This window comes from Rhizobium sp. 05L429 (assembly GCF_056397645.1).
On record NZ_JBFTNV010000043.1, the window covers coordinates 1 to 12,951 of the forward strand.

15 protein-coding genes and 1 pseudogene are annotated in these 12,951 nt (G+C 60.1%); 7 read left to right on the plus strand and 9 right to left on the minus strand.

Annotated elements, in window-relative coordinates:
- The 3 genes and pseudogenes from AC1DNW_RS31670 to AC1DNW_RS31680 all read right to left on the minus strand — a co-directional run.
- Positions 1-236: pseudogene (locus tag AC1DNW_RS31670) on the minus strand (lipid A oxidase); the annotation flags it as partial.
- A gap of 120 nt (positions 237-356) precedes the next feature.
- The gene (locus tag AC1DNW_RS31675) at positions 357-1,028 is read right to left on the minus strand and encodes a L,D-transpeptidase (protein WP_113295113.1); all 672 of its coding nucleotides are present in this window, start codon (positions 1,026-1,028) and stop codon (positions 357-359) included.
- 137 nt (positions 1,029-1,165) lie between these two features.
- Positions 1,166-1,918 carry a L,D-transpeptidase gene (locus AC1DNW_RS31680; protein WP_113295114.1) on the minus strand — a complete coding sequence of 251 codons (753 nt, stop codon included), beginning with the start codon at positions 1,916-1,918 and terminating at the stop codon, positions 1,166-1,168.
- A 210-nt stretch (positions 1,919-2,128) separates the two neighbouring features.
- Between AC1DNW_RS31680 and AC1DNW_RS31685 the strand changes: the two genes are divergently transcribed.
- Entirely contained in the window at positions 2,129-2,758 is a 630-nt protein-coding gene (locus AC1DNW_RS31685; protein ID WP_477855405.1) for a DNA-3-methyladenine glycosylase I, read from the plus strand.
- Positions 2,755-3,240, plus strand: coding sequence for a hypothetical protein (locus AC1DNW_RS31690; protein ID WP_477855406.1), 486 nt, complete (start codon positions 2,755-2,757; stop codon positions 3,238-3,240). Before AC1DNW_RS31685 ends, AC1DNW_RS31690 begins: the two co-directional genes overlap by 4 nt.
- Positions 3,241-3,309: 69 nt before the next feature.
- Here the strand turns inward: AC1DNW_RS31690 and AC1DNW_RS31695 are convergent, their stop codons facing one another.
- A complete protein-coding gene (locus tag AC1DNW_RS31695; RefSeq protein WP_113308168.1) occupies positions 3,310-4,014 on the minus strand; it encodes an HAD family hydrolase in 705 nt (234 codons plus the stop codon).
- Positions 4,015-4,261: 247 nt separating this feature from the next.
- Between AC1DNW_RS31695 and AC1DNW_RS31700 the strand changes: the two genes are divergently transcribed.
- Entirely contained in the window at positions 4,262-5,311 is a 1,050-nt protein-coding gene (locus tag AC1DNW_RS31700; RefSeq protein WP_477855407.1) for an aldo/keto reductase, read from the plus strand.
- Positions 5,312-5,378: 67 nt separating this feature from the next.
- Here AC1DNW_RS31700 and copM read toward each other — a convergent pair whose 3' ends face one another.
- From copM to AC1DNW_RS31715, 3 genes are all read right to left on the minus strand, one after another.
- Positions 5,379-5,738, minus strand: a complete 360-nt coding sequence (gene copM, locus AC1DNW_RS31705; RefSeq protein ID WP_477855408.1) for a CopM family metallochaperone — start codon at positions 5,736-5,738, stop codon at positions 5,379-5,381.
- 71 nt (positions 5,739-5,809) lie between these two features.
- Positions 5,810-6,175 (minus strand): hypothetical protein, encoded by a 366-nt coding sequence (locus AC1DNW_RS31710; RefSeq protein WP_477855409.1) that lies wholly within the window; start codon positions 6,173-6,175, stop codon positions 5,810-5,812.
- A 40-nt stretch (positions 6,176-6,215) separates the two neighbouring features.
- Positions 6,216-6,974: a hypothetical protein gene (locus AC1DNW_RS31715; RefSeq protein ID WP_477855410.1), complete on the minus strand. Its 759-nt coding sequence runs from the start codon at positions 6,972-6,974 to the stop codon at positions 6,216-6,218.
- Positions 6,975-7,110: 136 nt separating this feature from the next.
- Here AC1DNW_RS31715 and hisS point away from each other — a divergent pair, with 136 nt between their 5' ends.
- From hisS to hisG, 3 genes are all read left to right on the plus strand, one after another.
- On the plus strand, positions 7,111-8,634 hold the full coding sequence (gene hisS / locus AC1DNW_RS31720) for a histidine--tRNA ligase (protein ID WP_477855411.1): 1,524 nt from the start codon (positions 7,111-7,113) through the stop codon (positions 8,632-8,634).
- A 144-nt stretch (positions 8,635-8,778) separates the two neighbouring features.
- Positions 8,779-9,900: an ATP phosphoribosyltransferase regulatory subunit gene (locus tag AC1DNW_RS31725; RefSeq protein WP_477855412.1), complete on the plus strand. Its 1,122-nt coding sequence runs from the start codon at positions 8,779-8,781 to the stop codon at positions 9,898-9,900.
- On the plus strand, positions 9,897-10,592 hold the full coding sequence (gene hisG / locus AC1DNW_RS31730; RefSeq protein ID WP_477855413.1) for an ATP phosphoribosyltransferase: 696 nt from the start codon (positions 9,897-9,899) through the stop codon (positions 10,590-10,592). Before AC1DNW_RS31725 ends, hisG begins: the two co-directional genes overlap by 4 nt.
- 128 nt (positions 10,593-10,720) lie before the next feature.
- On the opposite strand, the gene AC1DNW_RS31735 is transcribed toward hisG, so the two are convergent.
- Positions 10,721-11,170: a DoxX family protein gene (locus AC1DNW_RS31735; protein WP_113295123.1), complete on the minus strand. Its 450-nt coding sequence runs from the start codon at positions 11,168-11,170 to the stop codon at positions 10,721-10,723.
- A 204-nt stretch (positions 11,171-11,374) separates the two neighbouring features.
- On the opposite strand from AC1DNW_RS31735, the gene AC1DNW_RS31740 reads away from it, so the two are divergent.
- The gene (locus AC1DNW_RS31740) at positions 11,375-12,085 is read left to right on the plus strand and encodes a glutathione binding-like protein (protein WP_477855414.1); all 711 of its coding nucleotides are present in this window, start codon (positions 11,375-11,377) and stop codon (positions 12,083-12,085) included.
- Between the two features lie 66 nt (positions 12,086-12,151).
- On the opposite strand, the gene AC1DNW_RS31745 is transcribed toward AC1DNW_RS31740, so the two are convergent.
- Positions 12,152-12,598: a hypothetical protein gene (locus AC1DNW_RS31745; RefSeq protein ID WP_477855415.1), complete on the minus strand. Its 447-nt coding sequence runs from the start codon at positions 12,596-12,598 to the stop codon at positions 12,152-12,154.
- Positions 12,599-12,951 lie beyond the last annotated feature (353 nt).

Here is a 12,951-nt window from a genome sequence, read left to right on the forward strand (position 1 = left end):
AGCCACCAGGTGACGCGGCCGCCGTAATAGGGCGGGCTGCCGAAGGACTTGCCGTCCCAGCCGGCCCTGAAGGACGTGCCGTCGGAAACGTCGACATCGCTGTGCGGCGCCGTCTGGTAACCGCCGTAGATAGAGAATTCCAGATCTTCAGCCGAAGCCGTGCCAGCCGCCGACGCAAGCGCGGAAAACGCAATGCCCACCAGAAGCGCGGTGGAACGATGCAATGCATATGCCATCGAATATCCCCGAAGTACCAAAAGGCTATCAGTTCAATTCTCTGGCAGATTCATGTGTCACATTCTTAAAGGATAAAAAGGCGCATCGAGTGCGCCTTCATTTTTTGCCGAAAGTGTTGCTCAACCGCCAAACATGGTCCGCAGGATATCGATGCCCTTGTCCTGAAAGGCGACATTGCCCTGCTTGTTGCCGGGGCCAACGACGATGACCTTGGTGCCAACGGAAACGCGGCTGTAAAGATGCGAGACATCGTCATTCATCATACGGATGCAGCCGGAGGACATGTTGAGGCCGATCGTCCAGGGCTGGTTTGTGCCGTGAATGCGGAAGATCGTGTCGCGGCCGCCCTTGTAGAGATACATGGCGCGCGCACCGAGCGGATTGTCCGGGCCGCCGGGCTGGACGGCAGGAAGATTGTGGCCCTCGCGGGCCTCACGGGCGCGCATCTCTGCCGGCGGCGTCCAGTTCGGCCATTCGGCCATGCGTCCGACCGACACGACACCCGACCAGCCGAAGCCATCGCGGCCGACGCCGATACCATAGCGCGTGGCGCGGTTGTTGCCTTCTACGAGGTAGAGAAACTTGTTGTTGGTGTCGACGATGATGGTGCCGGGCTTTTCGCTGGTGGAAAGACGGACCACGCGCTTGCGGAACTGCTGCTTGATCTCGCGTGTCTGCTTGACGCCGCGCACGGCATCCGTTGCCGTCATGACCGGTTCAGCGCTGACGGTCACAACCGTACAGGACAACGCAACGGCCGCCGCCGCTGCGAGCCTTAGAAACTGCTTCATTTTMGATACCCTCTCCTTCAGAACCGCGTAGAGGCTAGTCAAATCGGTTTGAATTTCAAGTCGGAGAGATGGGGGACACGCTTTTTTGTAGGTCAGCGGGCGGCTGTTCTTGCCGTCCGCTGCCCATTATTTGCTCTTTACATCACGATGACGCGGGTGCCGACGTTGACGCGATCGTAAAGGTCAACCACGTCCTCGTTGCGCATGCGGATACAGCCGGAGGAGACGGCGCTGCCGATCGTCCAGGGCGCGTTCGTGCCGTGAATGCGGTAGAGGGTGGAACCGAGGTACATGGCGCGGGCGCCAAGCGGATTTTCAGGACCGCCATCCATACGGGCGGGAAGATAGTGCCCCTTGGCGGCCTCACGGCTCACCATTTCCGATGGCGGGGTCCAGCCCGGCCACTCCGCCTTGCGGGTGATCGTGTGGGCGCCCGCCCATTCGAAACCGGGTTTGCCGACGCCAACGCCATAACGGCGAGCCTTGCCTCCATTCATGACCAGGTAGAGGAAGCGGTTGTTGGTGTCGATCACGAGCGCGCCGGGCTTTTCCTTCGTATCGTAGTCGACGATCTGTGGCAGGAATTGCGGATCGACTTGCCCACGGATGACGGGCACGCCGGGACGAATGGCGGATACCGTCTGCGGTGCCGGCTGCGGCGTGCGCTGGATGATCGTGCGGCGCTGCTGGAAGAGGCCGCGCTGCTGCACGACGACCGGCCGCTGGTAGACGACGGGGCGAACCGACCCACCGCCGAGCTGGTTGATCCAGGGGGCGGTGAGATCGGGGCTCAGCACTACGGGTGGGCGGGAGGCGTAGCGGTCGTCTGCAAAGGCGGCCGTGGACAGAATGCCGAGCAAGGCTGCGGCAAGGACAAGGGGTTTCATCATCGGGCGGACTCTCTACAAATGACCGAAAATGCGCTGGCGGAATTGCCCGCCTGCGGTCATGCTGCCACTGCGTCCGCCAGCGAATGGTAAATGCGGATTCATTAAAAGACGAACGACCGGATAAACTTTTCGTCAGGGTTACCGTTCGGTTTGGAAAGAGGGTTTGCAAATGGTAAAGCCGGATTCGCAGGCGCAAAACGAGATAAAAACATGAGCGAAACCGGCATCATCATCGGCGAGGACGGCAAAAGTCGCTGCCACTGGCACGCGAATCTGCCCGACTACCTGCGCTACCACGATGAGGAGTGGGGCAGGCCGGTGACCGATGATATCAGGCTCTTCGAAAAGATCTGTCTCGAGGGTTTTCAGTCCGGCCTTTCCTGGCTGACGATCCTGCGCAAGCGCGAGAATTTCCGCGCCGCTTTTGCCGGCTTCGATTTCGAGAAGGTGGCGCACTTCGGCGATGAGGATATCGCCCGCTGCCTCGTTGACGCCGGCATCATCCGCCATCGCGGCAAGATCGTATCGACCATCAACAATGCGCGTCGGGCGATCGATCTCAGGAACGAATTCGGTTCTCTCTCCCGCTACTTCTGGGGCTATGAACCGCGTCCGGAAGATCGGCCTGCAGTCGTCGACCGCGAGCACATCGTCGCCAATCCGACGACTGCCACGTCGGTACGGATTTCCAAAGATTTGAAGAAGCGCGGCTGGACCTTTTTCGGGCCGACCACAGTTTATGCTTTCATGCAGGCAATGGGTCTCGTCAACGATCATCTTGACGGCTGCTTCTGCCGCCCGGAAGTGGAGGCGATGCGCGCAGCATTGGTACGTCCATGAAGTCGATTGTTAAATTCGCCTCAGCTCTTTTTCTGTCCGCCTCCGCAGCCTTTGCGCAGACGCCACAACTCGATCCCGGCGAGAAAATCGAAAAGCTGCAGTTCCCCGCCGTGACCATGCAGTTGAAGGGTTGGACCAAGTTCGGCAACAGCTACGTCTATACTCTGCCGGTGCGCGCCGGTCAGCATGTGAAAATCAGCTTCGAGACGAAGAGCAAATATGCCTTTCTCGCGATCTTCGATCTGTCGAAGCCGGACGACKAGGCGTTTTTCGGCACCGATGAGGACGGTACGAGCTACGAGACAACGGTCAAGGAAAACGCCACTTGGCTGCTGCGTCCCTATTATTCCAAGGTATCCCCGCGCCGCGGGTTGGGCGCGCCCTATAGTATCCTTATCGAGCCGCTTGCCGCAGCGCCCCAGCCGACGCAACCGGCGCCTGCCCAGCCGGAGCAGCCGTCGCTCTTTCCGAAGCGGAAATAGGCCAGAGCAATTCCAGCAAAACTGTGCAACGGTCTTGCGTCCGGAATTGCGCAGAAACAAAGAGATCCTTTAGCCTAACCCGTCGATCAGCCCGTGCAATTCGCCGAGATGGCCGATCTTTCGAAAGCGTGGCGCATCTTTCGGTTCCTCCACCCGCTCCAGCACCCAGGTGAGTTCATGGGGCACGAAAACCCCATAGCTGCCGGCGGCAATGGCCGGGACGATATCGGACTTCAGCGAATTACCGACCATCATTGCCCGCTCCGGCCCGTCGCCGACCTTGGAGAAGATGCGCCGATAGGTGACGGCCGTCTTGTCCGACACGATCTCGACCGTATCGAAGTAATCACCGAGTCCCGACTGGGCAAGCTTGCGCTCCTGGTCGAAGAGGTCGCCCTTGGTGATCAGCACCAGCAGATATTTTCCGGCCAGCGTCTCCAGCGTGTCGCGCACATATGGCAGGGTTTCTACCGGATGGGACAGAAGGTCGCGTCCGGTATCAAGGATCTTGGCAATCACGCTTGCCGGCACCTTGCCTTCGGTGATCTCGATCGCCGTTTCGATCATCGACAGCGTAAAGCCTTTGATGCCAAAGCCGTAATGCGCKAGATTGCGTTTCTCCGCGTCGAGCAGCCGTTCGGAAATCCTCGATCCTTCGGCAAAATCGGCGAGAAGCCTGGCAAAATGCTCTTCCGTGAGCCGGTAATATTGTTCGTTCTGCCAGAGCGTGTCATCGGCATCGAAACCGATCGTGGTCAATGGTCGGGCGGTCATATGCACACCTCTTGAAATACGCCCTGTCTCTATAGGGCGGGCAATCTATTCCCCGCCTGTGTCGAGACAAGGGCGTCTCAACAGAGGCCGTGTTCCGTTGAAAAACGCCGGGCCGCGACCTACATCAAGGATGCCTCACCTTGCAGCCAGCTCCGGCTGTGCCTGTCATGCGCAGGCCAATAATCAAAAAATACAGTTCAGCAGTCCGCAAGCCCCTATTGCGGCAGACACAAGGGAATTTCTCGACATGCGTTATAATCAACTCGGAAATGCCGGACTTTTCGTATCTGAAATCTGCCTCGGCACCATGACCTTCGGTGAAGCCAGGGAAGGCACCATGTGGGGCGCCGTCGCCGATGTCGACCAGAAGGCTGCCGATGAGATCGTCCAGCGCTCGCTCGATGCCGGCGTCAATTTCATCGATACCGCGGACGTCTATTCATCAGGTGAATCCGAGCGGCTGCTCGGCCAGGCGCTGAAGAACCTCAACGTTCCGCGCAAGGATGTCGTCATCGCCACCAAGGTCTATGGCGTCATGGGGGACAAGCCGAACGATCGCGGCGCCTCGCGCGGCCATATCATGGATTCCGTCGAAGCCAGCCTGAAGCGGCTGCAGACGGATCATATTGATCTCTACCAGATCCATGCCACCGATCCGGTCACGCCGATCGACGAGACGCTGCGCGCGCTCGATGATCTCGTTGCCCGCGGCATGGTGCGCTATGTCGGCGTTTCCAACTGGCAGGCCTGGCGCATCGCCAAGGCGCTGGGCATTTCCGAGCGCAAGGATTATGCCCGTTTTGAGACCGTGCAGGCCTATTATTCGATCGCCGGCCGTGATCTCGAACGTGATATCGTGCCGCTGCTGCAGGAAGAAAAGCTCGGCCTCATGGTCTGGTCGCCGCTCGCCGGCGGCCTGTTGTCGGGCAAGTATGGTCCGGGCGCACCGGGCAATGGCGAAGGCCGTCGCGCCAGCTTCGACTTTCCGCCCGTCGATAAGGACCGCGCCTGGGCCTGTGTCGCCGTCATGCGCGAGATTGCCGAAAAGCATGGCGTGAGCGTCGCCACCGTGGCGCTCGGCTATATCCTCGCCAAGCCCTTCGTGACGACCGTCATCATCGGCGCCAAGCGTGTCGAACAGCTCGACCAGAACCTCGCCGCCGTCAAGCTGAAGCTCGATGCCGACGATATCAAGCGGCTCGATGAGGTAAGCGCACTGGCCCCGGAATACCCGGGCTGGATGCTTTCCCGCCAGGCTGCCGGACGCCGCCCGGCCGATTTCGAGCCCAAAGCCTGATCAAGCAAAGGCCTGATTGAAAAGGGCCGCCGTTCCGACGGCGGCCCTCTTGTTCTGTGCTGCCGGCTTACTTGGCGTGCGCCTTCAGCCAGGCATTCATCTCGGCGATTTCAGCTTCCTGCGCCTTGATGACCCCCTCCGCAAGCTTGCGGATCTCAGGATCTTTTCCGTATTGCAGCTCGATCCTCGCCATGTCGATTGCTCCCTGATGGTGTGGGATCATGCTGCGGACGAAATCCACATCGGTGTCGCCGCTCAATTTGATCATCATATCCTTGTGCATCCTGTCGTTAGCCTCGGTGAAGGCTTGGCTGGATGGGCCGTGGCCGCCCATGTGCTTGGACATGTCCATGGTCGGCATGTCCTCGGCAAAGGCTGGGGCGGCAAAGCCGATGATTGCGGAAAGGGCGATGATTTTCAGAGACATGAGAGTTCCTTCCTCTGTCTGACGATAGGTTGGTGCAGCAKCCTATGGCTGCGGTTCTGCCAAGGGGTTTGTCAGATGAAGCGGGGAGGCGGCGCCTGCGGGGCGGGTCTGTTGTCTCTCAATGCCCGGTCGAGGGCCGGAGCAGGATAGGCGAAAACATGCTTGCCCCCATCGGGTATCATTGCAGTTGCGGGGAGCACCATGCAGGCGGCGCAGAGCGGCATATGCGCGATGCCCGTGGAGCAAGGGTCTTTCGCTGAATCGCCCTTGGCCCCCATGTCAGGCATAGCCATGCCCTCCATGTGATGATGCGCCGTGCTGCTGTCGGCTTGAACCGACATGTTCATCGATGCGCAGGTTGGACAGCCTGCCCACGCCGACATGGTGCTGTAGACCAGCCAGCCGAAGAACATCGTGATGAGAGCCAAAGCGCGCATGGAAAAAACATAGGCAAGCGCAGGCGAAAAGCCAAGTGGTTCACCAGGCTGCGATCACCTTGTGAACGATCTCGTAGTCGCGGCTTTCCTCTCCAAACGGTGCGACCGGCCAGTCCCAGCTGGCCTTTGCCTCGGGCGGCGCGATACCGTGGAGCAGGTCTGCTTCCTCTTGCATCCTGCCCGTGCGGTCGATGACCACGTAGGAAATGTCGGTCACAAGGCAGCTGCGGCAAGGCAAGGCCGCTAGCCCCTGCATATGCGCGGCCATCAACTGCTCGACGGTATCAGCAGGCATCCCGGATGATGCTTCTGTCTCGTATCGCCGTTTGACGCCGCGCCCGATCTGCGACAGCAGATTGGCGGAAACGACGAAATCGAGATAGGGCACGCCACGCAAGAATCCGAGTGGTTCCGGATTCTCACCTTTCTTGAGATCATCGTAGCCGGAAACGTCGCGTTCGATCAGCCGAACGTTCCGGTAGCGCTTGCCCCTCAGCCGTAGGCGCACGGATGCCAGATGCACGAGATCGACGAGAACGACCGTATCGAAACTGTCAGCCAGGTCCTCGATCGGCACATCCCGGAGCAGCCCGGAACCGAGCACGACGGCCGTCCGCCGCTGTGAAAACCCGCTGATGGCGGCGCGAACAGCGTTCTTGCTATTCTCTTCATGCGCCGCCCAGTCCCTGCTGCAGCGGCCGGCGCGGGACCACAGATTGACCGAATAACGGACGAAACGGCGATACTCGCTGCCCGTGAGCGCGGCTGTGGCGAGATATTGAAGCGCTTCCGCGATCATGGCGATATCCTGATGTCTGGTCCTTTCCTCATCGTTCCATCGATTCTGGTCGCCATATCAAGACCCTTCACCCTTGCCGCTCCCCGCCCAATCCGCTAGGAAACCGCCACTGTCACATATGTGGAATTTCCCCGAAATGAACGACAAGCAGAAGAAACCCCAAAAGCTCAAGGCCCGCCTTCCGCGCGGCTTTGTCGACCGCTCCGCAGCCGATCTCCGCGCCGTCAACGAAATGACCGTGAAGATCCGCGAGGTCTATGAGCACTATGGTTTCGATCCGGTCGAAACGCCGCTGCTTGAATATACCGATGCGCTCGGCAAGTTCCTGCCGGACAGCGACCGTCCGAATGAGGGCGTCTTCTCGCTGCAGGACGATGACGAGCAGTGGATGTCGCTGCGTTACGACCTGACGGCGCCGCTTGCCCGTCATGTCGCGGAAAATTTCAACGAAATCCAGCTTCCCTACCGCACCTATCGCGCTGGTTACGTCTTCCGCAACGAGAAGCCCGGCCCGGGCCGCTTCCGCCAGTTCATGCAGTTCGATGCCGATACCGTCGGTGCACCGGGCGTCCAGGCTGATGCCGAAATGTGCATGATGATGTCCGATACGCTGGAAGCGCTCGGCATCAAGCGCGGCGACTATGTCATCCGCGTCAACAACCGCAAGGTTCTGGACGGCGTGCTGGAGGCGATCGGCCTCGGCGGGGATGACAAGGCCGGCCAGCGTCTCAACGTGCTGCGCGCCATCGACAAGCTCGACAAGTTCGGCCCCGAAGGCGTGCGCCTGCTGCTCGGCGAAGGCCGCAAGGATGAATCCGGCGACTTCACCAAGGGCGCCAAGCTCAACGACGATCAGATCGAGAAGGTCCTCTTCTTCGTCGGCATCAAGGACTATGCCGAAAGTGCCGTCCGGCTCGCTGAGCTGGTCGCCGGCACCGAGAAGGGTGCCGAAGGCGTCGAGGAACTGAATTTCATCGGCGCGCTCGTCACCAGCGCCGGCTATCAGTCCGACCGCATCAAGATCGATCCCTCTGTCGTGCGCGGTCTCGAATATTACACCGGCCCGGTCTATGAGGCCGAACTGCTCTTCGACGTCACGAACGAAAAGGGCGAGAAGGTCGTCTTCGGCTCCGTTGGCGGCGGCGGCCGTTATGACGGTCTCGTCTCCCGCTTCATGGGCCAGCCGGTTCCGGCAACCGGCTTTTCCATCGGCGTCTCGCGCCTGATGACGGCTTTGAAGAACCTCGGCAAGCTTGGCCAGCAGGACATCATCGCACCGGTGCTCGTCACCGTCATGGATGGCGATGTCGATGCCATGGGCCGCTACCAGCGCCTGACGCAGGAGCTTCGCGCCGCCGGCATCCGCGCCGAAATGTTCCAGGGCAACTGGAAGAAGTTCGGCAACCAGCTGAAATATGCCGACCGCCGCGGCTGCCCGATCGCCATCATCCAGGGCGGCGATGAGCGCGCTGAGGGTGTCGTCCAGATCAAGGATCTCATCGAGGGCAAGCGCCTCTCCGGCGAGATCGAGGACAACACGACCTGGCGCGAGGCGCGCGTGGCGCAGGAAACCGTGCCGGAAGCCGATCTCGTCGCCAAGGTGAAGGAAATCCTCGCTGCTCAGGCGGAGGACCGGAAGAGGGCTGCGAATGCGCGGTAGACCCCTCCCCAACGGTACCATCCTGCCCAAAGCAGCATTTGCGCGCATGGCGACGATCCTGATTTTACGGGGCGAGCGCTCCGGGTTAGCCCCTCCCACCTGTGGGGAGGGGTTGGGGAGGGGACTTTACCCCGGAGCAGTGCTATGCCTCTGATTAACCTTCCAGACTTCTCCGGCGAGCTTCTGGACGAATTTTCCGCCCGCAAGACGGAGCGTATCGACACGCCGGTCATCCAGCCGGCCGAACCATTCCTCGATATCGCCGGTGAAGATCTTCGCCGGCGTATCTTCATGACGGAAAGCGAAACGGGCGCCAGTCTCTGCCTGCGTCCGGAATTCACGATTCCCGTCTGTCTGCGCCATATCGAGAGCGCCACGGGTACGCCGAAGCGCTATTCCTATCTCGGTGAAGTCTTCCGCCAGCGCCGCGACGGCAGCAACGAATTCTATCAGGCCGGCATCGAGGATCTCGGCGATATCAATCTCGCCAGTGCCGATGCCCGCGCGATCGGTGACGCCGTCGGCATACTCTCGCGCCTGCTGCCCGGCCGGGATCTCTCCGTGACAATAGGCGATCAGGCCGTGTTCGAGGCGGTCGTGCAGGCGCTCGGCCTGCCACTCGGCTGGCAGAAGCGGCTGATCCACGCCTTCGGCAATATGATGCAACTGGAGGCTCTGCTGGCGAGTCTCGTCAGCCCGCAATTTGTCACCGGCCTTGATGACCAAGTTGCTCACTTGGTCGGCCTGGAGGACGAGGCGGCGCTGATTTCCCATATCGACGAGACGATGCAGGCGACCGGCTATTCCACCAATGCCAGCCGCTCGCCGCAAGAGATTGCCCGTCGGCTGAAGGAAAAGCTCGTCCTGTCCGAAACGCGGCTCGATGATGCAGCCTTCCACTTGCTGGAGCAATTCCTGTCGCTCAACGTACCGCTCGTCAATGCATCGGCAGCGCTTTCGCATTTTGCCGATGCCGCAGGGCTGAAACTCGGCAATGCGCTGGCACGCTTCGATGGCCGTGTGGCGGCACTCTCCAATGCCGGCGTCGATCTTTCGCTGATCGAATATCGCGCCGCTTTCGGCCGCCCGCTCGACTATTACACCGGCCTCGTCTTCGAGGTCATGGCTGAAGGTTCCACGGCGGTTTTAGCCGGTGGTGGCCGCTTCGACAGGCTGTTGACCTTCCTCGGCGCGAAGGACCGCATTCCCGCCGTCGGCTTCTCACTCTGGCTCGACCGTATCGAAACCGAAAGGGCCGCCGCATGACGATCACCATTGCGCTTCCCTCCAAGGGCCGCATGAAGGATGACGCCTCTGGTATCTTCGAGCGCGCCGGCCTGAAAATCTATGCCGTCGGCAACGACCGCTCCTATCGCGGCCGCGTCGAAGGCTGGGACGATGTGGAAATTGCTTTCCTGTCTGCGTCTGAAATCTCCCGTGAGCTCGGCAACGGCTCGATCGATTTCGGCGTTACCGGCGAAGATCTCGTGCGCGAGGGGCTGGCCGAGGCGGACAAGCGGGTCGAATTCTGCGCCCGGCTAGGCTTTGGCCATGCCGATGTCGTTGTTGCCGTGCCCGAAATCTGGCTGGATGTGGATACCATGGCGGACCTCGTTGATGTCGCCGCCGATTTCCGTGCCCGCCATGGCCGCCGCCTGGCGATTGCCACGAAATACTGGCGCCTGACACAACAGTTCTTCTCCAGCCAGCATGGTATCCAACTCTATCGGATCGTCGAGAGCCTGGGCGCCACGGAAGGCGCTCCGGCTTCTGGCTCGGCCGATATCATCGTCGATATCACATCGACCGGTTCGACGTTGCGTGCCAATCACCTCAAGGTGCTGTCCGATGGCGTCATCCTGCGCTCGGAAGCCTGCCTGGTGCGTGCGCGCAAGGATGCACATACCGATACACCGACGGTAGCAGCGATCGCCGAAGCCGTCCGCTCGGTTCTCTGATTTCTAGAGCTTGTCGCGCAAAACTGTGCAGCGGTTTGCGATAACGATATKCGCGAGGCGAAGACCTGAAAACGGAAAACCCGCCGTCATTCGACGGCGGGTTTTGCATGTCTGGAAGGATATCGAATTTAGCGGGCAGCGGCTGCCTGCAGGCCGCGGCGGGCGTCGAGCGAATAAGCGCCTGCGCCATTGGTGGCGAGCATGATGTAGGCGCCGGCGAGTGTAACGTTCTTCAGGAAGTTCACGAAATTCAGGCCGTTGATCCAGCCGTTCGCAGCAGCCGGGAAGTCAGGAACGTTGACCGTCGGCAGGTGGAAGACGATGCCGGTGAACACGCAGAAGGCAGCAATCAGCCAGCCCGTGTAGCGGACCTGATAGCCGATGAGCACGGAAATGCCCATGACGAGTTCGAAGAGGCCTGCGAGATAGGTCAGCGCGGTGGAAGCCGGAAGGCCGGCGCCGGCGATCATGCCTGCAGTGCCGGCAGGATCGGTTACCTTGCCGAAGCCGGCAAAGATGAACATGAAGGACAAAAGAATGCGGGCGAGAAGGATGAGGACGTTGTTCGTATTCGACATGGACGTTTCTCCGTTGAATGGCTCTTGAGGTCTTGATGCCCCGGCACCGTGTTGGGACCTCGGATGCCCTGTATTTCGCCTTTTTCTAGCGTCAGGGAAAGATAAACAGTAGCGGACAGTTTGTTCACTAATACGAAACGATCGAGCGGCTTGCCTTGTATGGCGACCCTCTTCTATGGTCGCCTCCTCACTATGGAGAACTTGATGGCAGATCTTTCCGCATTTCCGATCACCAGCCGCTGGCCGGCCGAAAACCCTGACATTATCCAGCTTTACTCTCTTCAGACGCCGAACGGCGTGAAGATTTCCGTGGCGCTGGAGGAGCTCGGTCTGCCCTATGAGCCCCATTATGTTTCCTTCGCGACCACCGATCAGAAGACGGCGGAATTCGTCTCGCTGAACCCGAACGGCCGCATCCCTTCAATCATCGATCCCAACGGCCCCGGGGGAAAGCCGATCGGCCTTTTCGAATCCGGTGCCATCCTGCTCTATCTCGCGGAGAAGACCGGCAAGCTCATCCCGGCCGATGCCGCGGGCCGCTATGAAACCATCCAGTGGGTCTTTTTCCAGATGGCTGGGATCGGCCCGATGTTCGGCCAGTTTGGCCATTTCTACAAATTCGCAGCCGATAAGGTCGCCAACAATTCCTATCCGGTGGAGCGTTATCGCGATGAAGCCAAACGCCTGCTGGGCGTTCTGGAAAGCCGGCTGCAGGGCCGCCAGTGGATCATGGGCGACGAATACACTATCGCCGATATCACCACCTTCCCGTGGATCCGCGGCGCCGACATCTTCTATGGCGGTCGCGAGGTGTTGGAATATGCGAAATTCCCCGCCGTCATGGACTGGCTGCAGCGCTGTATCGCCCGGCCGGCAAGCGAGAAGGGGCTCAATATCCMGGTCAAGCCAGCTTGATCTTTGGATTGAAACAGAAAAGGCCGGTCGCAGGACCGGCCTTTTTCTTGAGGGCTTGCGGGCAGATTACTGCCTGCTGGTGATCTGGCTGGCGCCTTCCAGCTTGAAGCGCGGGAAGACGAAGACGCCGACCATGCTGCCGCAGTATTTTTCTTCCAGCCCATTGGATTCGCCCATGCAGAAGAGCGGCTGGCGGAAGCCGTTCGGCATGATGATGGTTGTCGAAAAACAGAAGGATGAGGAAAGCGTCGCCGCCTGTTCGAAGAGCTGCAGAACGTGGTTGSGGTCCTTGGCGTCGTAGCAGCGCACCAGGCTCAACAGGCCGCATTCCTGCATCGAGAGGCCGTGCAGCATCGCGCTCCATTCTCCGAGTCTGATCACACCAGTCGAAAAGTCTGCAATCCAGCTTTCGGAGACGGAAAGTTGCGCCAGCATTTCGTGATTATGGTTGGTGTAATCCAGCGAGCCCGGCATCAAGGGTGCGGCAGCATTGGCTTTGGCGATTTTAAACAAGGCGTTCCCCAGTTCGGGTGCAGCTGGACAGCCGCACACTCGGCAAACACAAAGAGACAGGATCACTTGGCGCCAGACCTCATGTCTGTGCCTGCCACCTTACGGAACCTACCCGGCAGCGCCTCGCAGGGTCGCCGCCCGACTATGTCCTGCAAGATTTACTTTCATATGTTAGCGGAGACCTTCGAAGCCCGAATGTTCACGCATGGCCGTTGGCGCGGTCCGGTCTCGTCTGCGGCGAGATTTGCTCCGGGCGAACGTCAATTGCAGCGCGGATTTATAGGAGCTTCTGCGCAAACGGCAACGCCTTTTTGCGGGGCGTTAGGCTGACGTTATGATCAGGATTTTGAGCG

Bases quoted from the DNA above. Each gene is read 5' to 3' on its own strand.
- AC1DNW_RS31675 (WP_113295113.1), bottom strand. From the start codon at position 1,028: ATGAAGCAGTTTCTAAGGCTCGCAGCGGCGGCGGCCGTTGCGTTGTCC.
- AC1DNW_RS31680 (WP_113295114.1), bottom strand. From the start codon at position 1,918: ATGATGAAACCCCTTGTCCTTGCCGCAGCCTTGCTCGGCATTCTGTCC.
- AC1DNW_RS31685 (WP_477855405.1), top strand. From the start codon at position 2,129: ATGAGCGAAACCGGCATCATCATCGGCGAGGACGGCAAAAGTCGCTGC.
- AC1DNW_RS31700 (WP_477855407.1), top strand. From the start codon at position 4,262: ATGCGTTATAATCAACTCGGAAATGCCGGACTTTTCGTATCTGAAATC.
- copM (WP_477855408.1), bottom strand. From the start codon at position 5,738: ATGTCTCTGAAAATCATCGCCCTTTCCGCAATCATCGGCTTTGCCGCC.
- AC1DNW_RS31710 (WP_477855409.1), bottom strand. From the start codon at position 6,175: ATGCGCGCTTTGGCTCTCATCACGATGTTCTTCGGCTGGCTGGTCTAC.
- AC1DNW_RS31715 (WP_477855410.1), bottom strand. From the start codon at position 6,974: ATGATCGCGGAAGCGCTTCAATATCTCGCCACAGCCGCGCTCACGGGC.
- hisS (WP_477855411.1), top strand. From the start codon at position 7,111: ATGAACGACAAGCAGAAGAAACCCCAAAAGCTCAAGGCCCGCCTTCCG.
- AC1DNW_RS31725 (WP_477855412.1), top strand. From the start codon at position 8,779: ATGCCTCTGATTAACCTTCCAGACTTCTCCGGCGAGCTTCTGGACGAA.
- hisG (WP_477855413.1), top strand. From the start codon at position 9,897: ATGACGATCACCATTGCGCTTCCCTCCAAGGGCCGCATGAAGGATGAC.
- AC1DNW_RS31735 (WP_113295123.1), bottom strand. From the start codon at position 11,170: ATGTCGAATACGAACAACGTCCTCATCCTTCTCGCCCGCATTCTTTTG.